Below are 25,137 nucleotides of genomic sequence, written 5' to 3' on the forward strand. Positions count from 1 at the left end.
GAGAAGACAAGCCAATGACCCAGAGCACGACCATCCGCTGGGAACAGGACGAGACCGGCGTCGTCACCCTCGTCCTCGACGACCCCAACCAGTCCGCCAACACGATGAACCAGGCGTTCAGGGACTCCATCGCGGCCGTCGCCGACCGCGCCGAGGCCGAGAAGGACTCCATCCGGGGCATTGTCTACACCTCCGCGAAGAAGACCTTCTTCGCGGGCGGTGACCTCAAGGACATGATCAGGATCGGCCCCGAGAACGCCCAGCTGGCGTTCGACACCGGGACGGCCATCAAGAACTCCCTGCGCCGCATCGAGACCCTCGGCAAGCCCGTCGTCGCCGCCATCAACGGAGCGGCGCTCGGCGGCGGTTACGAGATCGCGCTCGCCAGCCACCACCGCATCGCCCTCGACGCGCCGGGCTCCCGCATCGGCCTGCCCGAGGTCACGCTCGGCCTGCTGCCCGCGGGCGGCGGCGTCACCCGCACCGTACGGCTGATGGGCATCGCCGACGCACTGCTGAAGGTCCTGCTGCAGGGCACCCAGTACACCCCGCAGCGCGCGCTGGAGAACGGCCTGGTCCACGAGGTCGCGGCCACCACCGAAGAGATGCTCGACAAGGCCCGCGCCTTCATCGACGCGAACCCCGAGTCGCAGCAGCCCTGGGACGTCAAGGGGTACAAGATCCCCGGCGGCACCCCGTCCAACCCGAGGTTCGCCGCCAACCTGCCGGCCTTCCCCTCCAACCTGAAGAAGCAGCTCGCGGGCGCCCCCATGCCCGCGCCGCGCAACATCCTCGCCGCCGCGGTCGAGGGTGCGCAGGTCGACTTCGAGACCGCGCTGACCATCGAGGCCCGCTACTTCACCGAGCTGGTCACCGGCCAGGTTTCGAAGAACATGATCCAGGCGTTCTTCTTCGACCTCCAGGCCGTCAACTCCGGTGCCAGCCGCCCGAAGGGCATCGAGGAGCGTCCGGTCCGCAAGGTCGCCGTGCTCGGTGCCGGGATGATGGGCGCGGGCATCGCGTACTCCTGCGCGCGCGCCGGTATCGACGTCGTCCTGAAGGACGTCACCACCGAGGCCGCCGCCAGGGGCAAGGCGTACAGCGAGAAGCTGCTCGACAAGGCGCTCTCCCGCGGCCGTACGACCGAGGCGAAGCGCGACGAACTGCTGGCCCGGATCACCCCGACCGGCGACCCCGCCGACCTCGCCGGCTGCGACGCCGTGATCGAGGCCGTCTTCGAGGACACCTCGCTCAAGCACAAGGTGTTCCAGGAGATCCAGGACATCATCGAGCCCGACGCCCTGCTCTGCTCCAACACCTCCACGCTGCCCATCACCGTCCTCGCCGAAGGCGTGTCGCGGCCGGTGGACTTCATCGGGCTGCACTTCTTCTCGCCCGTCGACAAGATGCCGCTCGTCGAGATCATCAAGGGCGAGCGGACCGGCGACGAGGCCCTGGCACGCGCCTTCGACCTGGTCCGGCGGATCAAGAAGACCCCCATCGTGGTCAACGACTCGCGGGGCTTCTTCACCTCGCGCGTCATCGGCCAGTTCATCAACGAGGGCGTCGCCATGATCGGCGAGGGCGTGGAGCCGGCCTCGGTCGAACAGGCCGCGGCGCAGGCCGGATACCCGGCCAAGGTGCTCTCCCTGATGGACGAGCTGACACTCACCCTGCCCCGCAAGATCCGCAACGAGACGAAGCGCGCCGTCGAGGAGACGGGCGGCACGTGGGCCGGGCACCCCTCGGACGCGGTGATCGACCGGATGGTCGACGAGTTCGGACGCCCGGGACGCAGCGGCGGCGCGGGCTTCTACGAGTACGACGAAGCCGGCAAGCGGACCCGCCTCTGGCCCGGCCTGCGCGAGCACTTCGCCCGGCCCGGCGTGGACGTCCCCTTCACCGACATGCAGGAGCGGATGCTGTTCTCCGAGGCGCTGGACAGCGTCCGCTGCCTGGAGGAGGAGGTCCTCATCACGGTCGCCGACGCCAACATCGGCTCCATCATGGGCATCGGCTTCCCGGCCTGGACCGGCGGAGTGCTCCAGTACATCAACGGCTACGAGGGCGGTCTGCCCGGCTTCGTGGCGCGCGCCCGGGAACTCGCCGAGAAGTACGGCGACCGCTTCCTGCCGCCCGCCCTGCTCGTGGAGAAGGCGGAGAAGGGCGAGACCTTCCACGACTGACCCGTCCCGTGCGGGCCGCGTTCGCCGGTGCTACTCCGCCGTGAACGCGGCCCGCAGCTCTTCCTTCAGCGAACGCTGGAACGCGGTCACCAGGGCCTGCACCACCATCGGCTGCATATGGGCGGACAGCGACTTCATCGCCGCGACATGCTCGGGATCGGACTCGCGCTCCCGGTAGGGGTTCCACACCTCGTCACGGAAGAGCCGCGTCAGCTCCTGTGCGGCCGAGCGGGTGTGCTCCAGCAGGACCGTGCGCGCGGCAAGGATCGTCCCGTGCGCGATCGGTACGTCCAGAAGCTCCACGCCGAGCCGGAGCAGCCCGGGATCGACCCGGAATCCCTCGCCGCCCTCCCCGCACCGCTCCAGCACGGCCATCGCCGCCAGCAGATCGAGATCCGGCTCGGTGAGCGCCCGCCCCGCGCGCCGCTCCAGCTCGGCCCGCGTCATGTCCTCGGTCTTGTCCGGAGCCCAGGACGCCACCAGCGCCCGGTGGATCGCCAGATCGTGCGCGCTCAGGTCGGGCGGCAACTGCTCCAGATACCGTTCGATCGCGGCCAGGGTCATGCCCTGGTGCTGGAGTTCCTCGATCAGGGCCAGCCGTGCGAGGTGGTCGCGCCCGTAGTGTCCGACCCGGCGCGGCCCGATCACCGGCGGCGGGAGCAGACCCCGGGTGCTGTAGAAGCGCACGGTGCGGACGGTGACCCCGGCGCGCGCCGCAAGCTCGTCGACGGTGAGCGTCGGCTCCTCGGTCCCGGTCGCCATGTCTGCTCCTCGCTGCTGACCGCCTGGTACTGCCGGGTAGCACATGACCTGCGCCCCCGTGGTTCAACAGTATTGCTGTCTCACCACTGTTGTGAAAGTGCGCGACGGCAATCGCCGGTCCCCGGACCGGCGGCAGCGGCCCGACTGTCAGTGGGGCCCTCTACCGTGAGGACATGTCGGAGATCATGTACGTGAGGGGCGACGCGACCGCTCCCCGCGGCAAGGGCGTCAAGCTGATCGCGCACGTCTGCAACGACCTGGGCGGCTGGGGCAAGGGATTCGTCCTCGCCGTCTCGGGCCGCTGGCCCGAGCCCGAGGCCGCCTACCGCCGCTGGCACCGCGACCGTGCGGGCAACGACTTCGGCCTCGGCGCGGTCCAGTTCGTCCGGACCGGCCCGTACGTCTGGGTGGCGAACATGGTGGGACAGCGGGGGATACGCACCGGCAGCAAGGGGGTTCCGGTGCGGTACGAGGCGGTGGACACGGCTCTGGAGACGGTGAGCGGGCGGGCCGCCGAGCTGGGCGCGTCGGTCCACATGCCGCGGATCGGCTGCGGCCTCGCCGGCGGCAAGTGGTCCAGGATCGAGCCGCTGATCGAAGAGCGCCTGGTGAAGCGGGGCATATCCGTCACCGTCTACGACTACGACTGACGGACCGGACGTACGCCACCTGGTGTCCGGATGTCTCCTTGTCCATGTGTCGACCTGGCTATCGTGGTGAGTACGGGGGCGGATCGGGGGAGGATCCATGGCGCGACGTAGTACGAACGAGGCATTTCTCGCCCGAGCGCTCACGGAGACGCCGCCGTCCGACGCCCTGAGCGAGCAGATACTCGACGCGGCCCGCGAGCAGTTCATGACCCACGGGGTCCGGCGCTCGACCGTCGAGCACATAGCCAGGCGCGCCAAGGTCTCCCGGATCACCGTGCACCGGCGGATCGGCGGCAGGGACGACCTGCTGGCGGCCTGTCTGTTGCGCGAGTACCGCCGCTTCGTCGTCGACGTGGACGCGGTGGTCACGGCCCTGCCCACCCGGGAGGAGCGGCTCGTCGAGGGCTTCGTCGCCGTCCTGGAGCACATCCGCGAACACCCGCTCTTCGGCGGGCTGTTGCGGGTCGAGCCGGAGATCGTGCTGCCCTTCCTCGCCGCGGAGGGCAGTCCCGCACTGCTCGCCCTGCGTGGCTATCTGGCCGACCGGCTGCGCCACGTCGCGTGTGCGCAGGGACGGCCAGACGCGGATCCGCCGGGGGACACCGCGCCCGCCGCCGAGCTGGCGGTGCGGCTCGTCGTCTCCCTGCTGCTCAACCCGGCCGGCTCCTTCGGGCCCGCCGACGACGAACAGCTCCGGCTTCTCGCCCGCCGCAGTCTGGTGCCCCTCCTGGTCGCCGGACGGCCCGCGTCGGCCCCGCCCCCCGGCGCACCGGACCACCCGTGATCGCATACTGGAACACATCCGGGCCGGTCAGGGGACCGCGGCCCACGCGACGCCGGGAGCCCGTATGGACAGCACAGCGGCCACGGCGGCGGACGCGGGCGAGGCTCCCGCTCCGCCCCCGCCCGGCGGTGTGCTCTGGAGCCTGTCCGGCGACATCCGCGCCCTGCTGATGCTGCCCGCCGCCCTGACTCTTCAGGTGGCCCACCCGGCGGTCGGCGCGGGCGTCGACGAGCACTCCGTCTTCCGCACCGATCCGTGGGGGCGCGGTGAGCGGTCCCTGCGCTCGCTCCAGCTCTGGGTGTACGGAGGAGACGCGGCGGCCGAAGAGGGACGCCGGCTCCGCAGGCTCCACCGGACCATCCGGGGTACCGACACACGGGGCCGCCGCTACCACGCGCTGACACCCGCGAACTACGCCTGGGTGCACGCCACCGGCTTCCCCGTGTACCGGCACGCCGCGAGCTATCTGGTCCGCCCGATGACCGAGGAACAGGAGCGGGCCCTGTACCGCGAATGGCTCCAGGTCGGGCGGATCCTCGGTATCCACGACCGGGACATGCCCGCGACGATCGAGGAGTTCTGGCCGTACTACCGCAGGATGCTCGCCGAGGAGATCGAGGCGACCGCCGTCGTCCGCGAACTGGTGGCCCCCGACGCCGTCGTGCCCCCGCCGGACCGCGGCCCGCTGCTCGTGCGGCTCCTGCTCCGCGCCCTGTGGCCGGTCCTGCTGCCGCCCCTGGCGCGGTTCCGCAGTTTCGTCACCGTGGGGCTCATGCCGCCGGAGGCCCGCGCGGCGATCGGCCTGGAGTGGACGCCGGAGCAGGAGCGGACACTGCGTCGCTTCTGCGGCGTCGTACGGACCGTGGTCCCCGCGCTGCCCGAGCGCCTGCGCTACCTGCCGCTCGCCCGCAGGGCGCGGGCCGCGCACCGGCGGGCGGGCAACGGACCGGCTCCGTCGCGGCGGTAGCCGCCCCGCTCCACCGGCTCACCGGCCGGCCACCCGGTGATCGCCCCCTGTTGCACAGGAGTTGACCGAGGTACCTTCCGCACACGTCGATACGTGGGCGGGCACCGCGTCGTGCCCGCGCACCGCATCCCGGGAGGCAGCCGCAGATGACCCCTCGCATCGCCCGTGCACTCCGCATCACCCGAACACCGGATACTCCGCGCAGGCGCCGCGCCGGCCTGCGCGAACTCGCCCTGACGGTCGCCGCCGCGGCCCTCGCCGTACCGTTCGCCACCGTCCCCGCCGAGGCCGCGCACGCCGCGCCCCGCACCGGATTCGAGACGAGCGACGGGGCCCGCTGGACCGGGCAGCCCGAGGAGCAGGAGTTCCTCTCCGCGGTCGACCGGGCGAGCGACCGGGTCGCGATCGAACGGATCGGCACGACGAAGCAGGGCCGACCCCTCCAGCTCGTCCGCATCGGAGCCCCCCGGCCCGCCGCCCACACGATGCTGCTGATCTGCAGCCAGCACGGCAACGAACCGTCCGGCCGCGAGGCGTGCCTGTCCACCGTCCGGGATCTCGCCTTCGCCCGGGACCGGGCGACCAGCACCTTCCTGTCCCGCACGAACGTGCTCGTCCTGCCCACCGCCAACCCCGACGGGCGGGCGGCGAACACCCGGGGCAACGCGGACGGCGTCGACATCAACCGTGACCACATCGCCCTCCAGACCGCCGAGGGCCGTGCCATGGCCGGTGTCATCCGGGACCAACGGCCCGACGTGATCTACGACTTGCACGAGTACGGGGCCACTCCGCCGTACTACGACAAGGACCTCTTCGTCCTCTGGCCCCGCAACCCCAACGTCCACGACGGGGTGCACGACGCCTCGCAGACCCTGTCGGACCGGTACGTCAGGCCCGCTGCGGCGGAGTCCGGCTACAGCAGCGGCATCTACGGGATCTGGACCGACCCGGTCACCGGAGACCCCATCAAGCAGACCGCGGGCGACGGGCAGGAGCGGATCCTGCGCAACACCTCGGGCCTCAAGCACGCGGTGGGCCTGCTCATCGAATCCCGCGTCGACGCCCTCTCCGAGGCGGAGAAGGCCGACCCCGCGCTCAACCAGCGGCGCAGGGTCGAGTCCCAGCACGCCGCGCTCGGCGGCCTGTTCACCTTCGACGACGAGCAGCGCGGCCGGATCGAGGCGGCCACCGCCGTGTCCCGCCTCGCTGGCTTCGCCGACCGCGGCCCGGTGTACCTCGGGGGCGCCGACAACGACCCGGCCGAGCCCGGCGAGGTCATCCAGGACCCGCCCTGCGGGTACCGGCTCACCGCAGCCCAGTACGCCGATGTGGGCGACGAACTGGCCCTGCACGGGGTCACCTCCCGGCCCGACGGTGACGGAGCGTATGTACCGCTGAGGCAGTCGGCGCGGAATCTCGTTCCGCTCCTCCTCGACGAGCGGGCGACATATCACCTCACAAACGGTCAAGCCCTTACGGCTTGTTGATCCCGGAAGTTGCCTGTCCTGTGTGGTACTGCCTACGGAGAGCGATTTTTCGGACTCCGTGAAAGGTGCCATTTGTGTCGCAGGACGATCAGAGAAGGGATGGGCGGGGGGAGCTGGCGGTCACCGCCGACCTCCCCGCCGAACCGGACCACGGCCGGAGTCCCACGACCGACCGGGTGGTCTTCGGAGTCACCGCGGTGTTCACCCTCGCCTTCGTGGTCTGGGGAGCCACCGCCACGGACTCGCTGGAGAGCGTCTCCAGCAAGCTGCTCAACGGGCTCATCCACAACGGCGGCTGGGCCTTCATGCTCGCTGCCTCCGGGTTCGTCGTCTTCGCCCTCTGGCTCGCGATCAGCCGGTACGGGAAGATCTCGCTCGGACAGGAGGGCGAGGAACCCGAGTTCCGTACCGTCTCCTGGGTCGCGATGATGTTCAGCGCCGGCATGGGCATCGGTCTGATGTTCTACGGCGTGAGCGAGCCACTCGCCCACTTCATCAACCCGCCGCCCGGCACCCACCCCGTCGACGCCGCCGAGGCGATGCAGACGGCGATGGCCACCACCCTCTTCCACTGGACGCTGCACCCCTGGGCGATCTACGCGGTGGTCGGCCTGGCCATCGCGTACAGCACCTACCGGCGGCGCAGGCGGCAGACGATCAGCGCGGTGTTCGAGCCGCTCATCGGCGAGCGGCACGCCCGCGGAGGCGTGGGCCGTGTCATCGACATCCTCGCCATCTTCGCCACACTCTTCGGCTCCGCCGCCTCCCTGGGCCTCGGCACCCTCCAGATCGGGAGCGGATTCCAGGAGCTGAACTGGATGGAGAAGACGGGCACGGGCCTGCTCGTCACCATCATCGCCGTCCTGACGGTCGCCTTCGTCGCCTCGGCGGTCTCCGGCGTCGAGAGGGGCATCCAGTGGCTGTCCAACATCAACATGGTGCTCGCCCTGATTCTCGCCACCTTCGTCTTCATCGCCGGGCCCACGATCATCGTGCTGGACCTGCTGCCCACCTCGATCGCCGCCTACTTCGAGAACCTCCCCCAGCTGGCCGGCCGCACCGAGGCCACGGGCAAGGGGGAAGTGGCCGACTGGCTCGCGAGCTGGACGGTCTTCTACTGGGCCTGGTGGATCTCCTGGACACCCTTCGTGGGCATGTTCATCGCCAGGATCAGCCGCGGCAGGACCATCCGTCAGTTCGTCGGCGGAGTCATCCTCGTGCCCAGCACCGTCAGCCTGGTGTGGTTCGCGGTCTTCGGCGGTTCGGCGATCCGGCTCCAGGAGGCCGGCAGGCTCAGTGACGCGGACACCCCGGAGGCACAGCTCTTCGGCGTGCTCCAGGAGTTCCCGATTCCCACGGTCATGAGCATTCTGGTGATGATCCTCGTCGGGATCTTCTTCGTCTCCGGTGCCGACGCGGCCTCCATCGTGATGGGCACGCTCTCCCAGAAGGGCGTCCTCGAACCCGCCACCTGGGTCGTGGTCTTCTGGGGCGTCGTGACGGGCGCCGTCGCCGCGATCATGCTGCTCATCGGTAACGGCAAGGGGGACGCGCTCGCCGGGCTCCAGAACCTCACCATCCTGGTCGCCGCCCCGTTCACCATCGTCATGGTCGGCATGTGCGTGGCCCTGATGCGGGACCTGCGGCAGGACCCGCAGATCGTGCGGCAGGAGTTCGGCGTCGAAGCGGTCGAGTCCGCGGTCATCGAGGGTCACGCCAAGTACGACGGCGACTTCGAGATCCGGATCGGCCCCGGCACCAGCCAGATCACCACGGAACGCATGAACAGGACCGACAGGACCGACAAGGCCGACCCGGACGCCTGACGTAGGCGCGGGGGCGGGCCCGGCACGTCACTCCGGCGTGGCCGGGCCCACCAGCCGGGCCGCCTCCCGCGCACAGCCCCAGGCGACCGTCACCCCGGCGCCCCCGTGCCCGTAGTTGTGCACGAGGCGCCCTCCGCCCGGCAGCGGCACGGCCTCGATCCGTACCCCGGCGTCCCGGGCGGGCCGCAGACCCACCCGGTGCCCGATGATCCGCGCCCCGGCTATCTCGGGCCTGATCCGTGCGCAGCGCGCCACGATCTCCTCGGCCGTACGGGGATCGGGTTCCGTGCGCGGGTCGTCCGGCTCGGCGGTCCCGCCCAGCACCAGCCCGCCGGGCTGCGGGAAGAAGTACGTCGTCGCGCTCGACGCCGGGTCCGCATGCGTGAACCACTCGTCGATCCCCGGGTTCTCCACCACGGTCAACTGTCCGCGTACCGCCCGGACCCCGGCATCCGGCACCAGCGCGCGAGCACCCAGACCGGTGCAGTTCACCACGGCCGGAGCCTCCGCCGCCGCCTCGTCGAAGCTCTTCACCGTACGCCGCTCGATCACGCCTCCGGACGCTGCCAGACGCCGCTCCAGCCAGCCCAGATGCACCGGCATGTCGAGGAGCGGCAGCGTCACCCGCAGACCGTCCGGCACCTCGGCCGCGTCGCCGAGCTGCCGGGCCCAGGGCCCGAGCGCGGCGAACCGCTCGCCCCGGTGCACCCCGGCGACCAGCCGTACGCCGGTCTCCCCGGGCGAAGCGGCCAGCTCCTCGTACACCCGCAGGGTCGTCAGTGCCCAGTCCCCGACCAGCGCCTCGGGCTCGATCCGGTACGGCCACCACAGCGCGCCGGCCACCGCCGACGTCGTGCTCACGGCCGGTTCCCGCGACCAGACCCGGACCCGGCGGCCGGACTCCGCGAGCACCACCGCGGTGGTCAGCCCGATCACCCCGCTCCCCACCACGATCACGTCCGCCACCGCTGTCACCCCTGCCTCTCAGCTTCCAACCGAATGAAAGACCCTGGCCGGACGGTAACGGATGTCCCATGCACCGGGCGGGCTGCTCGGGCAGCCGGACGCCGATTAGGATCGACCCCCTGATGACTGCCACTCTCGTCGCCAAGGATCTCGCCGCCGGACACGGCGACCGCACTCTCTTCGCAGGGCTCGACCTCGTCGTCGCGCCCGGCGACGTGATCGGTCTCGTCGGAGTCAACGGCGCCGGTAAATCGTCCCTGCTCCGCCTCCTCGCCGGGCTCGACCGCCCGGAGGAGGGCGAGCTGCGTCTCTCGCCGCCGACCGCCACCGTCGGACACCTCCCGCAGGAGCCCGAGCGGCGCCCGGAGGAGACCGTGCGGATGTTCCTCGCCCGCCGCACCGGGGTCGCCGACGCCCAGGAGGCGATGGACACCGCGACCCAGGCCCTCGTCGACGGAGCGCCGGGCGCGGACGACGCCTACTCCGAGACGCTGGAGCGCTGGCTCTCGCTCGGCGGCGCCGACCTGGACGAGAGGGCCGAGGAGGTCGCCGCCGACCTCGGCCTGACCGTCGGCCTCGACCTGCCGATGACGGCGCTCTCCGGCGGCCAGGCGGCCCGCGCCGGACTCGCCTCGCTGCTGCTGTCCCGGTACGACATCTTCCTGCTGGACGAACCGACCAACGACCTGGACCTGGACGGCCTGGAACGCCTGGAGCGCTACGTGGCGGGTCTGCGCATGGGCACGGTCGTCATCAGCCACGACCGCGAGTTCCTGATGCGTACGGTCACCAAGGTCCTGGAGCTCGACCTCGCGCAGCAGGAGATCAACCTGTACGGCGGCGGCTACGCGGCCTACCTGGAGGAGCGCGACCGCGCCCGCCGGCACGCCCGTGAGGAGTTCGACGAGTACGCGGACAAGCGTTCCGCCCTCGAAGGACGCGCCCAGACCCAGCGCTCCTGGATGGACAAGGGCGTCAAGAACGCCCGCCGCAAGGCCAGCGACAATGACAAGGTCGGCCGCAAGTTCCGCAGCGAGTCGAGTGAGAAGCAGGCCGCGAAGGCCCGGCAGACGCAGCGCATGATCGAGCGCCTCGATGTCGTCGAGGAGCCCCGCAAGGAGTGGGAACTGCGGATGGAGATCGCCTCCGCCCCGCGCTCCGGCTCGGTCGTCGCCTCCCTCCGCGACGCGCAGGTCGTACGCGGCGACTTCGCGTTCGGCCCGGCCACGCTGCAGATCGACTGGGCCGACCGGGTCGCCATCACCGGGGCCAACGGAGCGGGCAAGTCCACGCTGCTCGCCGCTCTGCTCGGCAGGCTCCCGCTCGACTCGGGCCATGCCGCACTCGGCTCGGGAGTCGTGGTCGGCGAGGTCGACCAGGCACGCAAGCTGTTCCACGGTTCGGAGAGCCTGCTGGAGGCGTTCTGCGCCGCGGTGCCCGACACCGAACCGGCCGAAGTGCGCACGCTGCTCGCCAAGTTCGGTCTCCGGGCGGATCATGTGACGCGCCCGGCAACGACCCTCTCCCCGGGTGAACGCACCCGCGCGGCGCTCGCCCTTCTCCAGGGCCGGGGCGTCAACCTCCTGGTCCTGGACGAGCCGACGAACCACCTGGACCTGCCGGCCATCGAACAGCTGGAGTCGGCACTCGACTCGTACACGGGGACGCTGCTCCTGGTCACGCACGACCGGCGGATGCTCGAAGCCGTCCACACGACCCGGCGGGTCGAGGTGGCCGACGGCAAGGTCGTCGAGAGGGCCTGACGGCGAGGGACCCGCCCTTCCCGGCTGATGGGAAGGGCGGGTCCGTCATGCGCTCCCGGAAGGGGCCGCCTCAGTCGACGTAAGTGATGTCGGACGAGGAGTAGATGCAGTTCGTCCCGTCCGCTCCCGAGCCGATCTCGCTCGGTTCGCCGCTGGTCGTGCCCTTGTACTTGGTGCAGATCTTCATGTCACGGTCGGCGTCGTCATAGATCGTGACGCCCGAGATCCGTGCCGTGTCACCGTAGTTGGTGTTGATGCCGACCAGGCTCGTGCCGGGGGCCGTCGCCCAGATGTTCTGGAGCTGGATGTGCCGGGCGTTCTGCGTGGAGCAGTTGCCGCAGGAGCGGACCAGCTTGCCGAAGTCGTCGACCTGGAAGTTCTTGACGACCAGCGTGCCGACGCCGTTGTGCTGGAAGACCTTGTCCTCCGCCAGTTTCGCACCGCCGCCGTCGATCGTGCGGACCGTCGAGGAGGAGCCGCCGCGGAAGGTCGCCGCGTCCTCGCCCACGTCCTCCCACCAGACGTTCTTGAGGGTGCAGGTGCCCGCGCAGTGCACACCGTCCGCGGCCGGAGCGCCGAGGATGACGTTCTGCAGGGTGGCGCCGTCCGCCAGCTTGATCATCGGGGGCTGGTCCTCGTCCTGGCCGCCGCTGCCCAGGTCACCACTGCCGTAGAGGCGCTTCAGACCACCGTCGTACGTACCCGAGACCTCGATGGTCGCGGAAACGGCCTGGCTGCCGTTGGCCGTCGGCCACGACGGCCGGGAGCCCGGGTCGGTCGGCGGGTCGGTGGGCGGGTCGGTCGGGTCGGTGGGCGGGTCCGTGGGGACCGTGCCCGAGGCGGTGAAGGTCCAGTTCTTGCTGGTCACCGAGTCGCAGGAGTTCTGCTGGATCAGCGCGCCCGACGCGGTCGAACTGTCCTTCACGTTCAGGCACTTGCCGCCGTTGCTGTTGACCACCCGGTAGGTGCTGCCGCTGACCGCCGTCAGCGTCCAGACCTGGGTCGCCGCACCGCTGCAGGTCTGCTGTTCCACCGCCTTGCCTGCGCTGGTGGAGGCATCCTTCACCCCGGCGCACTGGGAGCTGTGCGCGGCGGCCAGCGTGTAGCCGCTTCCGGAGGTGGTCAGCTTCCAGGTCTGATTGGCGGCCGTGTTGCAGGCGCTCTGGGCGAGCTGCACTCCGGCGGAGGTGCTCGATCCGGGAACGGCCAGACACAGTCCGCTGGCAGCGTTCTTCAGGGTGTACGAGCCGGTCGCCGGTGCGGCTGTCGCCGAGCCGGTCGCGAACAGCGCGGTGAGGCCTGCGGCGATCACGGAGACGGCGGCGACGAGTGAGGCGGCTGCACGGCCGCCACGCCTTCTGACGTGCTGATTCTTGGTGCGCACTAGGTGTTCCTTTCACCGCCTGCGGCATCGTCCGCAGGCACCTGTCGGTGGTTTCGTGCGGTGGTGAAGGTCGTTCTCGATTCCGAAGCAGATTCCATACATGAACTGAGTTCGCGTATATGAACAGCGGTGACGGTACGTCACCCGCCCCGAGCGGTCAAGAAGTTGGTGCGGACGATCAGTCGGCAGGGTGCGCCGGTGCTGCTGTGGAGTCCCGGACGACCAGGGAGGTCGCCAGGGTGGTCTGTGCCGTGGCCGGAACGCCGCCCGATGCCTCCACGGTCTGGATGAGCAGATCGACCGCCGTGCGACCCGCCGCGGCGGTGGGCATGGCGACCGTGGTCAGCCGCGGGCGGTTCAGTCGACCGGCCACGGTGTCGTCCACGCCGATCACGCTGAGGTCTCCCGGTACCCGCACGTTCCGGTCGTCGAGCCCTTCGATGAGCCCGATGGCGACCAGGTCGTTGTAGGCGATCACCCCGGTGGCGCCCGTCGCCAGGACGGCGGGTGTCGCCGCGATGCCGCCCTGCTCCGTCGGCCGGTTGGGGCCGAGCACGTCCAGCCTGACCCCCTCGTCCGCAGCCGCCCTGCCGGCGGCCCTGCGCATCTGCGCGCTGGTCCACGAGCCGCGGGGGCCGCCGACCAGGGCCAGGTGCTCGTGACCCAGTCCGGCCAGGTGCTCCACGGCCAGCTCCGCGCCGTGCGCCACGTCCATCAGTACGGCGGACATGCCTGCCACGGACCGGTTGACCAGGACGAACGGCAGTTCACCGCCCAGCCGGTCGATGGCGTCGTTGGCCAGCCGTGGGCTGACCAGGACCACTCCGTCCACCTGGCGGGCCAGGGTCCGGATCAGCTCCTCCTCCACAGCCGCGTCCTCGTCCGTGTCGGCCACGAAGACCTGGTAGCCGCGGACCCTGGCGTATGCCTGGGCGGCCTTGATGAGCGGCGGGTAGAAGGGGTTGGCGATATCGGAGACGATCAGTCCCAGATTCCGGGTGCGCCCCGTGGTCAGGGCACGTGCGGTCTCGTTGGGCTCGTAGCCCAGCTCCGCGGCGATGGCGAGCACCCGGTCCCGGGTCTCCCGCTTGACCAGGTGGGAGGCCGAGAAGGCCCGGGAGACGGTCGAGACGTGAACCCCGGCGGCCTGGGCGACGTCACGGATGGTCATGGCCACGGTTGTTCTCCCCTTGCCCGCCCTGCGTCGCCGCCCGCTCGTCCCTCACCGCGTGCCGGTCGACGCTTCTCCCCAGGTTCTTCAGCCTAGTCAGCGCGGTCCGGCCCGTGCGGACGAGGGGGAGGCCCGAAGGTTCTGCAACCGGTTGCAACAATGTGGACAGTGACGCGGCTCGCCGGTGCGGGACCGGAGCGAGTGGGTGAGCGGGCTGTGCCGGACACGAGTAGTCCTCTCCGCAAGGAAATGGTGGGGGTGCGAGGTTGTGAGGCGGGGGGCCTCGCCTCCTGCGGCGTGTGGCGTGCGATCTGTGCGTTGTGCGGCTCCTGCGGCTCGAAATGCAACCGGTTGCATTCCATGCCGGGAATCAGGGTGGCGGCGGGTCCAGGACATGTCAATGCTTCGGACGGCACCTGTCCCACGCGACGGTTCCGTTCCGTCCTGCCCAGGGCTGCCCGGGCAGGAAAAGACGGAGCGGGCGGACAGGAAGAGCTCCTGTCCGCCCGCTCCGTTGCCTCAGCGCTTGCGGCCGCCCCGGTCGGGTCCCGTGAGCCCTGCGCGGCGCAACGCGTCGGCCATCGCGCTGTTGGCCGGTGCGGCGGCCGGACGCGGGGCAGTGCCCTGGCCGTCGCCGCGCCGGTCGCGGCCCTGGCCGCCACCGCCCTGACGGCCGCCCTGCGTCTGCCGCTGCCCCTGGCCGGCCTGCCGCTGGCGCGGCGGACGCTCGCCGTCCCCCTGCCCGTTCTTCTCGCGCCGCGGGCCCTGCCCGCCGCCCTGCGCGTCCGCGGCCTCGTCGTCCAGCCGCAGCGTCAGCGAGATCCGCTTGCGCGGAATGTCGACGTCCATGACCTTGACCTTCACGATGTCACCCGGCTTGACGACGTCGCGCGGGTCCTTCACGAAGGTCCTGGACATCGCCGACACATGGACCAGGCCGTCCTGGTGGACACCGATGTCCACGAACGCCCCGAACGCCGCCACGTTCGTGACGACGCCCTCCAGCACCATCCCGGACGCCAGGTCGCCGATCTTCTCGACGCCCTCCTTGAAGGTGGCCGTCTTGAACGCCGGACGCGGGTCACGGCCCGGCTTCTCCAGCTCCTTGAGGATGTCCGTGACCGTCGGAAGACCGAACTTCTCGCTGACGAAGTCGTCCGCCCGCAGCGTCCGCAGCGCGCCCGCGTTGCCGATCAGCGACGCCACCTCGCTGCCCGTCGTCTTCACCATCGCCCGCACCACCGGATACGCCTCGGGGTGCACGCTCGACGCGTCCAGCGGGTCGTCGCCGCCCCGGATGCGGAGGAAGCCCGCACACTGCTCGTACGCCTTCGGGCCCAGCCGTGCGACATCCTTCAGCGCCCGCCGCGAACGGAACGGCCCATTGGTGTCCCGGTGCGCGACGATGTTCTCGGCGAGCCCGGATCCGATGCCGGAGACCCGTGAAAGCAGCGGCGCGGAAGCGGTGTTGACGTCGACGCCGACGCCGTTCACACAGTCCTCGACGACCGCGTCCAGCGAGCGCGAGAGCTTCACCTCGGACAGGTCGTGCTGGTACTGGCCGACGCCGATCGACTTCGGGTCGATCTTCACCAGTTCGGCCAGCGGGTCCTGGAGCCGCCGCGCGATCGACACCGCGCCGCGCAAGGACACGTCCATGTCCGGGAGTTCCTGCGAGGCGAAGGCGGACGCCGAGTACACCGACGCCCCGGCCTCCGACACCATCACCTTGGTGAGCTTCAACTCCGGGTGCTTCTCGCACAGTTCACCGGCGAGCTTGTCCGTCTCGCGCGACGCCGTGCCGTTGCCGATCGCGATCAGGTCGACGGAGTGGGCCTTCGCCAGCCGCTCCAGCTTGGCCAGCGACTCGTCCCACCTGTTGGCGGGAACATGCGGGTGGATGACGTCCGTCGCCACCACCTTGCCCGTCGCGTCGACGACGGCGACCTTCACTCCCGTACGGAAGCCGGGGTCGAGCCCCAGCGTCGCCCGTGTGCCGGCCGGCGCGGCGAGCAGCAGGTCGCGCAGGTTCGACGCGAAGACGCGGACCGCCTCGTCCTCCGCCGCCGTGCGCAGCCGCAGCCGCAGGTCGATCCCGAGGTGCACGAGGACGCGGGTGCGCCAGGCCCAGCGCACCGTGTCGCCGAGCCATTTGTCGCCGGGGCGCCCGCGGTCGTTGACCCCGAAGCGGCGGGCGATCATGTTCTCGTACGTCGAGGGGCCGGGCTGCGCCGAGGTCTCGGGCTCCTCGGGCTCCAGGACCAGATCGAGCACGTCCTCCTTCTCGCCCCGCAGCATGGCCAGCACCCGGTGCGAGGGCAGGGCGGTGAACGGCTCCGCGAAGTCGAAGTAGTCGGCGAACTTCGCGCCGGCCTCCTCCTTGCCGTCCCGGACCTTCGCCGTCAGCCGCCCGCGCGACCACATGCGCTCACGCAGTTCACCCGTGAGGTCGGCGTCCTCGGAGAAGCGTTCGGCGAGGATGGCGCGGGCGCCGTCCAGCGCCGCCGCCCCGTCCGCCACCCCCTTGTCCGCGTCGACGAACGCGGCAGCCGCCACGAGCGGATCGACCGACGGATTGCCGAGCAGCCCGTCCGCCAGCGGTTCGAGGCCCGCCTCGCGGGCGATCTGCGCCTTCGTCCGGCGCTTGGGCTTGAACGGAAGATAGATGTCCTCAAGACGCGCCTTGGTGTCGGCGGCGCGGATCTGCGCCTCCAGCGCCTCGTCGAGCTTGCCCTGCTCGCGTACGGATTCGAGGATCGCCGCACGACGGTCCTCCAGCTCCCGCAGATACCGCAGCCGTTCCTCGAGCGTGCGCAGCTGCGCGTCGTCGAGCATCTCGGTGGCTTCCTTGCGGTAGCGCGCGATGAACGGCACGGTCGACCCGCCGTCGAGCAGCTCGACGGCCGCCTTCACCTGCCGCTCACGTACGCCGAGCTCCTCGGCGATCCTGCCTTCGATGGACGTCGTCACGGTTTTCCCGACTCGCCTTCTCGTACTGGCTGTGCTGGCTGTGCTTGCTGGGGATGGTCCCCTTCGCCTGCATTGTGCCGGGTGGCCGGGGGCCGTGTCGCGTGACCTGGCGCTTCTCCTTCGAACACGGCCCGGCGGCCGGGTCAGCCCTTCCCGGTCAGCCCCTCCGGGAACGCTCCCGCGGAGGCCGCCGCGAACAGGAATCCGCGCCCCAGATCGGTGAGCCGTGCCACCCCGTCCGCGCCCAGCAGCTCGTACGGTGCGGCGTCCATCGTGTCCGTCGCCTCTTCGAGTCCGGCCCGCAGGGCCACGCCCGCCTCCGTCAGCTCGCCCCCGGCGTCCAGCAGCCCGCGTCCGCGCAGCCGCTCGGCCGCCGCGTCCCAGTCGGCGCGGCGCCAGCCGCGGGTGGCGAGGATCCACCGCGGAGCCATGCCCTTGCCGGTCGCCGTGTGGCTGACCATGGCCTCGACCGGGTCCAGGCCGGCGGCGAGGAGCGCGGCGAGGTGCGCGTCGCCGCGGTGTTCGCGCAGGAGGGTCGCGGCGTGCCAGTAGGCCAGGTGCGGCTGGTCCGGTACGGGCAGGTCGGCGTGGGCGGCGTACAGCGGCCGTGCGTGGCGGGTGCAGCCCTCGGTCGCGCGCAGTGCCAGCTCGGCCGCCTCGGCCAGCTCGGCCGAGGCGATGACCTCCTCGCCGAGCAGCCGGCGAAGCGTTGAGTCGGCGGCCCGCAGGCGGGCGTCCAGAACCGCCTGCGGGGAGGCGACGGACCACACGGCGGGAACATGGCGGGCCACCAGCTCCGGGTTGAAGTTGTAGAAGGTCGCGCTGACGGTGCCCGCCCCGACGGCGCCCAGTGCGGCGCCGCGCGCGGCGAAGTAGGCGGCGTTCGAGTCGTCGATGCCCAGCTCGCCCATCTCCTTCCCGAGGTCGGGGGAGAAGTAGACCGTGGAGTGCAGCGGGTTGAGGGCGTTGTGGCAGCGGCGTCCGGCGCGGGGAGGGAGAGTGCTCATGCCCGCACGTTACCGACTGGTCGGTACGTCGCGAAAGCCGTACGGCGAGTAATTCCGGTGGCGGAGGGAGGCCCGCAGGGACGGCGGGGGTACGGCGAGGGCCCATGGCAGGAAAGGTGGGCTACTCGTCATTGCGGCCGTCCTGCCCGGCCGCCCAGGATGGCGGACATGAAGCAGCGATCCGTACTCGTCGTTCTCTTCGACGGCGTCCAGAGCCTCGATGTCAGTGGCCCGATGGAGGTCTTCGCCGGCGCCTCCCGGTTCCCCGAGGTCTCGTACGAGCTGCACACCGCCTCTCTGGACGGCGCCCCGGTCCGCAGCTCCAGCGGACTCACGCTCGTCCCCGACGGCGCCCTGGCCGACGCCCGCCCGCCCCACACGCTCCTCGTGCCCGGCGGCGAGGGTACGCGCGCTCCCCGTCCGGCACTCGTCGACTGGCTCCGCGACCGCGCCCCGCACGCCGAACGGCTCGTCTCGGTCTGCACCGGTGCCCTGCTGCTCGCCGAGGCGGGCCTGCTGGACGGTCATCGCGTCACGACGCACTGGGCGAGCTGCGAGCACCTCGCCCGCACCTATCCGGCCGTCGAGGTGGACCCGGACCCGATCTTCGTACGGGACGGCAGGCTCGCCACCTCCGCCGGAGTCACGGCGGGCATCGATCTCGCGCTCGCACTCGTCGAGGAGGACCACGGACGGGAGGTGGCGCTCACCGTGGCCCGCCATCTCGTGGTGTTCCTGCGGCGACCGGGGAACCAGGCCCAGTTCAGCGCCCAGCTGACCGCCCAGACGGCCCGCCGCGAGCCGCTTCAGGACGTCCAGCACTGGATCACCGAGCATCCCGGGGACGACCTCTCCGTGGAGGCGCTCGCCGTACGCGCCGGGCTCTCGCCCCGGCACTTCGCCCGTGTCTTCCAGACGGAGACCGGGATGACGCCCGGCCGCTATGTCGACCGCGTGCGCCTTGAACAGGCCCGCCGGCTGCTGGAGGACACCGCGGACGGGGTCGCCCGGATCGCGCGGGCCAGCGGCTACGGCACCCCCGAGGCGATGCGCCGCGCCTTCGTCAAGGCGCTCGGCACGGCGCCCGCCGAGTACCGGCGCCGCTTCCGCCCCTCCCACACTCCGACCTGATCAGCGGGACCGCCGCAGGGGCCGCCCCGCAGGACACCGCCCGAAAGGAACCACCGTGCAGATCGCCATCGTGCTCTTCGACCGGTTCACCGCACTCGACGCCGTGGGCCCGTACGAGATGCTCAGCCGCACCCCAGGTGCCGAGACCGTCTTCGTCGCCGAGCGGACCGGTCCCGTCCGCAACGACAGCGGAAGCCTCTCGCTCGTCGCCGACCGCACGTTCGCCGATGTGCCCTCGCCGGACGTGGTGATCGTGCCCGGCGGACCCGGCCAGAGCGACCAGATGGAGAACGGGACGCTCCTCGGCTGGCTGCGCTCGGCCGACGCCACCAGCACCTGGACGACCTCGGTGTGCACCGGCTCCCTGCTGCTGGCCGCGGCCGGTCTGCTGACCGGCAGGCGCGCCACCTCGCACTGGCTCGCCCTCGACGTCCTGAAGGGGTACGACGTCGAGCCGACCGGCGAACGCGTCGTCACCGACGGCAAGTACGTCACGGCCGCGGGCGTCTCGTCCGGTATCGACATGGGCCTCACCCTGCTCGGCCGGATCGCGGGCGACGAACACGCGCAGGCCGTACAGCTGCTGACGGAGTACGACCCGCAGCCGCCGTACGACTGCGGATCACCGGCCAAGGCCCCGGCGGCCCTGGTCGAGGAGTTCCGCGGGAAGAGCCGCTTCATCCTGCGGTAGTCACGCCGGCGGAGGTCCCGTGGTCCAGGTGAAGACGGGCGCGCGCCGCTCCAGGAACGCGGCGACCCCCTCCGCGGTGTCTCCGCTGCGGCGCGCCTGGTCCGCCCAGTACGGGTCCCGGTCCTCGCGCCCCGAGGCGAATTCCTTCGCCGCGGCCTGGGTGAGCTGCGAACGGGAAGCGAGGACCCGTACGAAGGCGTCGACGCGCTTGTCCAGCTCACCCGTCGGCAGCACCTCGTCGACCAGCCCGGTGCGCAGTGCCCGTTCCGTACCGATCAGCTCTCCCGAGAACAGCAGGAACTTCGCCGTCGCGGGCCCCACCAGCGCCACCAGCCGCCGGGTGGACGACGAGGGATAGACGATGCCGAGCTTGGCCGGGGTGATGCCGAAGGAGGCGCCCTCCTCGGCGAACCGCAGATCGCAGGCAGCCGCCAGCTGGCCGCCGCCTCCCACGCAGAATCCGCGCACCGCGGCGAGCGTCGGCCGGGGGAAGGCGGCCAGCGCCTCCTCGGCCCGCACCGCGAGCGTCTGCGGGCTGCCGCCCGGTTCCTGGAGCGAGGCGATGTCCGCCCCCGCGCAGAACGTGTCACCCGCACCCGTCAGCACGAGCGCGCGCACCGCCCGGTCGGCGGCCAGCCGCTCCAGAAGGGCCGGCAGCGCCCGCCACATGTCCGCCGTCATCGCGTTGCGCTTGGCGGGGTTGCTGATGACGACGGTGGCGATCCCGTCCACAACGGTGTGCTCCAGCCGGGGCTGATCCGTACGGTCCATGCGCCGGATGCTATCCGGACCGTTCGAACCTATGATCAAGAAGGGGTCGCGATGCGGACACGCACGGTGAGGAGCTGTCGATGGCCGGTCCCGCAGCCGAGGGCAAGAAGCTCAGCCGCAGTTTCGGCTGGCTGACCGTGCTCGGCATCCTGCTCGTCATCGCGGGCCTGGTGGGTCTCGTCTACACCGGCGTGGCCACCCTGACCTCGATGCTCCTCTTCGGCTGGCTGCTCCTGATCGGCGGCGTGGTGGGGCTGGCCCACGCGATCCAGTCCAGGGGCACCAACTTCTTCTGGCTCGGCGTGGTGGTCGCCGCTCTGAACATCGCGGCCGGTGTCGTCGTGATCCACCACCCGACCGGCACCGCCGAGGCGCTGACCATGTTCGCCGCGCTGCTCTTCCTCACCGGCGGAGTGTTCCGTCTGGTCGGCAGCGTCGTCGTACGCGGCCCGCAGTTCGGCTGGACGCTGCTGCAGGGCGCGTTCGGCCTGCTCCTCGGCCTGCTGGTGCTCTTCGACTGGCCGGACAGCAGCCTCTACGTGCTCGGCTGCTTCTTCTCGCTCGCGTTGCTGTTCGACGGGCTCGGCCTCATCGCGTTCGGGGTCGGGGGCCGGCACATCGTCGGTCTGGTATCGGACCAGTTGGCGTCCGAGGAAGACGCCGGTGAGCCCGCTGCGGACAAGGCATCAGAAGACCATCAGAAGCGGTCCAACAACTGACGCTGTCATACCCACTCGATCAAATGTCGTCGATAAGTGACTACTTCTGAGCAGTGGCACGGTACGGACCAAGCGGTTCCCAACACTCTTTACTCGACGGTCAGTGATGCGCGAGTCGAGAGCGGGTACCGGATTATGGAGAGCCGCGGGAGTGTCCCGGCCCATACCGTGTCGTACGAGGGGGTGTGGCGTTTCACCGCCCCCGCGGTCGACGTCTCCGTGCCCCAGGCGCGGCACGCCGTACGGGATCTGGTGAACCGCCAAGGTGTGCCCCTCGAGGACGAGATCCTGCAGGGCCTGCTGCTGATCGTCTCGGAACTGGTCACCAACGGGGTGAAGCACGCGGCGCTCCTCTCGCCGGAGCTCGCCGTCGAGGTGGCCATCGGCACCGAGTGGATCAGGATCTCGGTCGAGGACAACCATCCGTACCGCCCCACGGCCCTGGAGACCGACTACGCCCAGACGGGCGGCCGGGGGCTGCTGCTGGTCCGGGAGGTCACCGCGGAGGCGGGCGGCACCTGCGACGTCGAGCACACCGCGAGCGGCGGGAAGATCATCTGGGCGGCGCTGCCGTTGAAGACGCAGCTCTGACCGCCCTGTACGGAGGGTGCCGTCACCAGCCCGCGGACGGCCCCGTCAGCTCTCTGATCGCCGGCCTCGCGGCATCCAGCACCGTCAGGAACCACGCCGAGAACGGCGCCTTCGCGTGGCGCTCGGCCAGCTCCTCCGCGGTCACGAAGGCCGTCTCGCCGACCTCCTCCGCGTCCGGCCTCAACTGCTCCTGGGCCAGGCCCACGAAGAGGTGGTTGAACTCCTGCTCCACCAGGCCCGACGCCGGGTCCGGGTGGTTGTAACGGACCGTGCCCGCCTCGGCGAGCAGCGAGGGGGAGATCCCCAGCTCCTCGTACGTACGACGGGCGGCGGCGGCGAAGGGGGCCTCGCCCGGATAGGGGTGGCCGCAGCAGGTGTTCGACCAGACGCCGGGGGAGTGGTACTTGCCGAGCGCGCGGCGCTGGAGCAGCAGCCGCCCCTGCTCGTCGAAGAGGAAGACGGAGAAGGCCCGGTGCAGCTGACCGGGGGCCTGATGGGCTGCGAGCTTCTCCGCGGTGCCGATGGTGGTGCCGCTCTCGTCGACCAGTTCGAGCATGATCGCTTCTGCGGTGCCGTTCGACGACATGTGCGCCGCGGTGGCTGGTGTGGTCGGCATACCCATCCTTCGCTTTGGTCCCCGGCCCCGTGCGCCGGGCCCCTGGAGTCCGGTCAAGTCTGCCGCACAAAAGCCGCTTGTCAGTACTTCGCCCCCGGGCATGTCCCCCTGCCGCGCCGCGAACGGCGCGGCAGGGGAAACCCGGCCCCGGCCGGAACCGGACGCCGGACTCAGACTCCGAAGGCCGCCGGGTACTGGATCATGCCCGTCGCCACCGGTGCGGAATCGTCGAGCACCAGGGCCATCATCGCCTCGTCGGGCACCTCGAAGCCGGGCCGGATGGCGAACCGCGACGCCGGTACGAAGCCGAACGCCGGGTAGTAGTCCGGATGGCCGAGCACCAGGACCAGCCGCTCGCCGCGCAGGCGGGCCGCGTCCAGCACGGCCCGCACCACCGCGCGGCCCGCGCCCTGCTTCTGGTACGCGGGGGCGGTGGACACCGGGGCCAGTGCCAGTGCCGGGGCGTCACCGACCCGGCACCGGGTCAGCAGGGCGTACGCCGCAACGGAACCGTCCGGGGCCTCCGCGACGTACGAGAGGCCCGACAGCCAGGCCCCGGGATCCTCGCGCAGCGCGTCGACGAGACCGGCCTCGTCGGGCGTCGGGAAGGCCGCCGCGTTCACGGCGTGGACGGCGGCCCGGTCGGCCTCCGTCTCCGGCCGGGTCGGCCAGCGCGGATCGGCGGGGCGCAGCACGTAGCCGGCGTAGCCGTACTCCGCGCCGTGCTCGCGCCGCATGGCCAGCTCCTCACGGGTGGACGCGAGCGCCCACTCCATACCCGGAGCCGAGGGATCGGCGGCGGCCGCGTGCTCGGCGAGCGGGACGTAGTACTCGTCCCAGTCGCTCTCGGGCTGCACCAGCATCCCGAGCACCCGGCAGCCCGCCGCGACGGCCGCCGCCGTGTTCGCGGCCACCGGGCGCAGCGAACCGTGCCGCTCCCAGAAGGCGCGGGCCTCGTCGGTGGGTGCGTCCGTCGTCCAGACGCACTCGGTGATCACCAGCGAGCCGCCCGGGGCGAGCAGCCGCTGCCAGTCGCGCAGCGCGGTGTCGAAGCCGATGTTGTACGCCGAGCCCTCGGCCCAGACGAGATCGAACGATCCGTCCGGGAAGTCGGGACCGGTGAGGTCGGCCATGTCGGCCTTGACGGTGCGGATGCGGTCGCCGAGACCCCGGGACTCGGCGGCCTCGCGCAGTTCGTCGAGGAACGGCTCGTGCAGATCGACGGCGGTCACCTCGGCGCCCGCCTCCGCCGCGAGCAGCAGGGCGGCCCGGCCGGGGCCGCAGCCCAGGTCGAGGACGCGCGGACGGACCGGCTGCGGTCCCGCGAGGGCGAGCAGCTGCCGGGTGGTGGCATCGGAGCCGGGGCTCTGCCGGGGAAGGTGGTGGTGCAGGGAGAAGAACGCCTCGTAACGCACGGCGGCGTCGGAGTGGTCGGTCAACGTGGGAAACCCTTGTGTGAGAGGGCTCCGGCCAACGCGGCGACGGTGAGTCGGGGCTACTGGCCGAGAACCCGGGAGATGAGGAAGGACCGATTGCTGCGCCGGGCAGCCGTCGCCGTGACCGTCATCAATCTCAGCTCCTCATTCGCACACGGTGTCGCACCACAGGAAGACCCGCAGGGCTCGGGGAACCCTAGCACCGGCCGCCCACAGCCGTCAGAGACAGAGCTTCGCCTCGTGCTCGGCATGCCCGGCCGGCTCCAGCTGGAAGGTGCAGTGCTCCACGTCGAAGTGGTCGCCGAGGCAGCCCTGGAGCTCGTGGAGCAGCTTCTCGTGCCCTATCGAGTCCAGCACCTCCTGGCGCACCACCACGTGTGCGGAGAGGACCGGCATGCCCGAGGTGATCGTCCACGCGTGCAGATCGTGGACGTCCAGCACCCCCGGCAGCGCCGTGATGTGCTCCCTGACCTCGCCCATGTCGACCCCCTTGGGCGCCGCCTCCAGCAGCACGTTGAGCGTCTCCCGGAGGAGTTTCACCGTACGGGGGACGATCATGAGGCCGATCACCAGTGAGGCGATGGGGTCGGCGGCCTGCCAGCCGGTGGCCATGATGATGCCCGCCGACACCAGCACGGCGACCGAGCCCAGGGTGTCCGCCAGGACCTCCAGATAGGCGCCCCGCACGTTGATGCTGTCCTTCTGCCCCCGCATCAGCAGGGACAGGGAGACCAGGTTGGCGACCATGCCCACGGCGGCGAAGGCGATGGCGAGTCCGCCCTTGGTCTCGGCCGGGGTGATGAAACGGTTGACCGCCTCGAAGACCAGGAATCCGCCGACCCCCAGCAGCAGCAGACAGTTGGCCAGTGCCGCGAGGATCTCGGCGCGGGCGAAGCCGAAGGTCCGGTTGAGCCCGGCCGGCCGGTTGGCGAAGTGGATGGCGAGCAGGGCCATGCCGAGACCCAGCGCGTCGGTCGCCATGTGGGCCGCGTCCGCGATCAGGGCCAGCGAGTCGGAGAGCACGCCACCGACGATCTCCATGACCATGACACCGAGCGTGATGCCCAGCGCGATCCGCAGCCGTCCCTTGTACGCGGCAGCCGCCGTGCCCGTCGGGGGCGGCCCGCCGTGCGTATGCCCGTGATCGTGGCCAGCCCCCATGAAAACGCCTCCGGTCCGGTGGAACGACGCGGGCGCGGTCCGCCCGATGGGGTTCAGTCAACTACGGGTGGGGGGTATAGGGCAACACGGCACTG

General features: G+C 71.1%; 21 protein-coding genes and 1 pseudogene. 11 read left to right on the forward strand and 11 right to left on the reverse strand.

Annotated features, from left to right (window positions below):
* Nucleotides 1-14: 14 nt before the first annotated feature.
* Entirely contained in the window at nt 15-2,186 is a 2,172-nt protein-coding gene (locus OG230_RS30790; RefSeq protein ID WP_328907008.1) for a 3-hydroxyacyl-CoA dehydrogenase NAD-binding domain-containing protein, read from the forward strand.
* Between the two features lie 30 nt (nt 2,187-2,216).
* On the opposite strand, the gene OG230_RS30795 is transcribed toward OG230_RS30790, so the two are convergent.
* On the reverse strand, nt 2,217-2,948 hold the full coding sequence (locus tag OG230_RS30795) for a MerR family transcriptional regulator (RefSeq protein ID WP_328907009.1): 732 nt from the start codon (nt 2,946-2,948) through the stop codon (nt 2,217-2,219).
* A gap of 173 nt (nt 2,949-3,121) precedes the next feature.
* Here OG230_RS30795 and OG230_RS30800 point away from each other — a divergent pair, with 173 nt between their 5' ends.
* The 5 genes from OG230_RS30800 (at nt 3,122) to OG230_RS30820 (ending at nt 8,665) form a co-directional block, all read left to right on the forward strand.
* Nucleotides 3,122-3,598 (forward strand): macro domain-containing protein, encoded by a 477-nt coding sequence (locus OG230_RS30800; protein WP_328907010.1) that lies wholly within the window; start codon nt 3,122-3,124, stop codon nt 3,596-3,598.
* 97 nt (nt 3,599-3,695) lie between these two features.
* Nucleotides 3,696-4,382 carry a TetR/AcrR family transcriptional regulator gene (locus tag OG230_RS30805; protein WP_328907011.1) on the forward strand — a complete coding sequence of 229 codons (687 nt, stop codon included), beginning with the start codon at nt 3,696-3,698 and terminating at the stop codon, nt 4,380-4,382.
* 64 nt (nt 4,383-4,446) lie between these two features.
* Nucleotides 4,447-5,349 (forward strand): oxygenase MpaB family protein, encoded by a 903-nt coding sequence (locus tag OG230_RS30810; RefSeq protein ID WP_328907012.1) that lies wholly within the window; start codon nt 4,447-4,449, stop codon nt 5,347-5,349.
* A 146-nt stretch (nt 5,350-5,495) separates the two neighbouring features.
* Nucleotides 5,496-6,839, forward strand: coding sequence for a M14 family metallopeptidase (locus tag OG230_RS30815; protein WP_328907013.1), 1,344 nt, complete (start codon nt 5,496-5,498; stop codon nt 6,837-6,839).
* Between the two features lie 74 nt (nt 6,840-6,913).
* Complete coding sequence (locus OG230_RS30820; RefSeq protein ID WP_328907014.1) at nt 6,914-8,665, forward strand: BCCT family transporter; 1,752 nt, start codon at nt 6,914-6,916, stop codon at nt 8,663-8,665.
* A 27-nt stretch (nt 8,666-8,692) separates the two neighbouring features.
* Here OG230_RS30820 and OG230_RS30825 read toward each other — a convergent pair whose 3' ends face one another.
* A complete protein-coding gene (locus OG230_RS30825) occupies nt 8,693-9,640 on the reverse strand; it encodes an FAD-dependent oxidoreductase (protein WP_328907015.1) in 948 nt (315 codons plus the stop codon).
* A gap of 113 nt (nt 9,641-9,753) precedes the next feature.
* On the opposite strand from OG230_RS30825, the gene OG230_RS30830 reads away from it, so the two are divergent.
* On the forward strand, nt 9,754-11,394 hold the full coding sequence (locus OG230_RS30830; protein ID WP_328907016.1) for an ABC-F family ATP-binding cassette domain-containing protein: 1,641 nt from the start codon (nt 9,754-9,756) through the stop codon (nt 11,392-11,394).
* Between the two features lie 70 nt (nt 11,395-11,464).
* Here OG230_RS30830 and OG230_RS30835 read toward each other — a convergent pair whose 3' ends face one another.
* From OG230_RS30835 to OG230_RS30855, 5 genes and pseudogenes are all read right to left on the reverse strand, one after another.
* Nucleotides 11,465-12,262, reverse strand: a complete 798-nt coding sequence (locus tag OG230_RS30835; protein ID WP_443051611.1) for a pectate lyase — start codon at nt 12,260-12,262, stop codon at nt 11,465-11,467.
* Nucleotides 12,236-12,778: pseudogene (locus tag OG230_RS30840) on the reverse strand (RICIN domain-containing protein); the annotation flags it as partial. The gene OG230_RS30835 and the pseudogene OG230_RS30840, both read right to left, overlap by 27 nt.
* Before the next feature lie 178 nt (nt 12,779-12,956).
* Nucleotides 12,957-13,949 carry a LacI family DNA-binding transcriptional regulator gene (locus tag OG230_RS30845; RefSeq protein ID WP_328907017.1) on the reverse strand — a complete coding sequence of 331 codons (993 nt, stop codon included), beginning with the start codon at nt 13,947-13,949 and terminating at the stop codon, nt 12,957-12,959.
* A gap of 519 nt (nt 13,950-14,468) precedes the next feature.
* A complete protein-coding gene (locus OG230_RS30850) occupies nt 14,469-16,919 on the reverse strand; it encodes a Tex family protein (RefSeq protein WP_328907018.1) in 2,451 nt (816 codons plus the stop codon).
* A 143-nt stretch (nt 16,920-17,062) separates the two neighbouring features.
* Nucleotides 17,063-17,926, reverse strand: coding sequence for an SCO6745 family protein (locus tag OG230_RS30855; protein ID WP_328907019.1), 864 nt, complete (start codon nt 17,924-17,926; stop codon nt 17,063-17,065).
* Between the two features lie 168 nt (nt 17,927-18,094).
* Here OG230_RS30855 and OG230_RS30860 point away from each other — a divergent pair, with 168 nt between their 5' ends.
* Entirely contained in the window at nt 18,095-19,057 is a 963-nt protein-coding gene (locus tag OG230_RS30860; protein WP_328907020.1) for a GlxA family transcriptional regulator, read from the forward strand.
* Nucleotides 19,058-19,112: 55 nt separating this feature from the next.
* A complete protein-coding gene (locus tag OG230_RS30865) occupies nt 19,113-19,748 on the forward strand; it encodes a DJ-1/PfpI family protein (protein WP_328907021.1) in 636 nt (211 codons plus the stop codon).
* On the opposite strand, the gene OG230_RS30870 is transcribed toward OG230_RS30865, so the two are convergent.
* The gene (locus tag OG230_RS30870) at nt 19,749-20,519 is read right to left on the reverse strand and encodes an enoyl-CoA hydratase/isomerase family protein (protein WP_328907022.1); all 771 of its coding nucleotides are present in this window, start codon (nt 20,517-20,519) and stop codon (nt 19,749-19,751) included. It abuts the gene before it with no gap.
* A gap of 80 nt (nt 20,520-20,599) precedes the next feature.
* Between OG230_RS30870 and OG230_RS30875 the strand changes: the two genes are divergently transcribed.
* Nucleotides 20,600-21,238, forward strand: coding sequence for an HdeD family acid-resistance protein (locus OG230_RS30875; protein WP_328907023.1), 639 nt, complete (start codon nt 20,600-20,602; stop codon nt 21,236-21,238).
* A 135-nt stretch (nt 21,239-21,373) separates the two neighbouring features.
* Nucleotides 21,374-21,829, forward strand: coding sequence for an ATP-binding protein (locus OG230_RS30880; RefSeq protein WP_328907024.1), 456 nt, complete (start codon nt 21,374-21,376; stop codon nt 21,827-21,829).
* Between the two features lie 22 nt (nt 21,830-21,851).
* Here OG230_RS30880 and idi read toward each other — a convergent pair whose 3' ends face one another.
* The 3 genes from idi to OG230_RS30895 all read right to left on the reverse strand — a co-directional run bounded on the left by idi (nt 21,852) and on the right by OG230_RS30895 (nt 25,042).
* Complete coding sequence (gene idi / locus OG230_RS30885) at nt 21,852-22,445, reverse strand: isopentenyl-diphosphate Delta-isomerase (RefSeq protein ID WP_328907025.1); 594 nt, start codon at nt 22,443-22,445, stop codon at nt 21,852-21,854.
* A gap of 170 nt (nt 22,446-22,615) precedes the next feature.
* The gene (locus tag OG230_RS30890) at nt 22,616-23,884 is read right to left on the reverse strand and encodes a bifunctional class I SAM-dependent methyltransferase/N-acetyltransferase (RefSeq protein ID WP_328907026.1); all 1,269 of its coding nucleotides are present in this window, start codon (nt 23,882-23,884) and stop codon (nt 22,616-22,618) included.
* Between the two features lie 216 nt (nt 23,885-24,100).
* A complete protein-coding gene (locus OG230_RS30895; RefSeq protein WP_328907027.1) occupies nt 24,101-25,042 on the reverse strand; it encodes a cation diffusion facilitator family transporter in 942 nt (313 codons plus the stop codon).
* Nucleotides 25,043-25,137: the final 95 nt, after the last annotated feature.

This window comes from Streptomyces sp. NBC_00234 (assembly GCF_036195325.1).
In the GTDB taxonomy this organism is placed as follows: Bacteria; Actinomycetota; Actinomycetes; order Streptomycetales; family Streptomycetaceae; genus Streptomyces.

Coding starts and splice junctions, on each gene's coding strand:
- OG230_RS30790 (WP_328907008.1), top strand. CDS start 15: ATGACCCAGAGCACGACCATCCGCTGGGAACAGGACGAGACCGGCGTC.
- OG230_RS30795 (WP_328907009.1), bottom strand. CDS start 2,948: ATGGCGACCGGGACCGAGGAGCCGACGCTCACCGTCGACGAGCTTGCG.
- OG230_RS30800 (WP_328907010.1), top strand. CDS start 3,122: ATGTCGGAGATCATGTACGTGAGGGGCGACGCGACCGCTCCCCGCGGC.
- OG230_RS30805 (WP_328907011.1), top strand. CDS start 3,696: ATGGCGCGACGTAGTACGAACGAGGCATTTCTCGCCCGAGCGCTCACG.
- OG230_RS30810 (WP_328907012.1), top strand. CDS start 4,447: ATGGACAGCACAGCGGCCACGGCGGCGGACGCGGGCGAGGCTCCCGCT.
- OG230_RS30815 (WP_328907013.1), top strand. CDS start 5,496: ATGACCCCTCGCATCGCCCGTGCACTCCGCATCACCCGAACACCGGAT.
- OG230_RS30830 (WP_328907016.1), top strand. CDS start 9,754: ATGACTGCCACTCTCGTCGCCAAGGATCTCGCCGCCGGACACGGCGAC.
- OG230_RS30845 (WP_328907017.1), bottom strand. CDS start 13,949: ATGACCATCCGTGACGTCGCCCAGGCCGCCGGGGTTCACGTCTCGACC.
- OG230_RS30855 (WP_328907019.1), bottom strand. CDS start 17,926: ATGAGCACTCTCCCTCCCCGCGCCGGACGCCGCTGCCACAACGCCCTC.
- OG230_RS30860 (WP_328907020.1), top strand. CDS start 18,095: ATGAAGCAGCGATCCGTACTCGTCGTTCTCTTCGACGGCGTCCAGAGC.
- OG230_RS30870 (WP_328907022.1), bottom strand. CDS start 20,519: ATGGACCGTACGGATCAGCCCCGGCTGGAGCACACCGTTGTGGACGGG.
- OG230_RS30875 (WP_328907023.1), top strand. CDS start 20,600: ATGGCCGGTCCCGCAGCCGAGGGCAAGAAGCTCAGCCGCAGTTTCGGC.
- OG230_RS30880 (WP_328907024.1), top strand. CDS start 21,374: ATGGAGAGCCGCGGGAGTGTCCCGGCCCATACCGTGTCGTACGAGGGG.
- idi (WP_328907025.1), bottom strand. CDS start 22,445: ATGCCGACCACACCAGCCACCGCGGCGCACATGTCGTCGAACGGCACC.
- OG230_RS30895 (WP_328907027.1), bottom strand. CDS start 25,042: ATGGGGGCTGGCCACGATCACGGGCATACGCACGGCGGGCCGCCCCCG.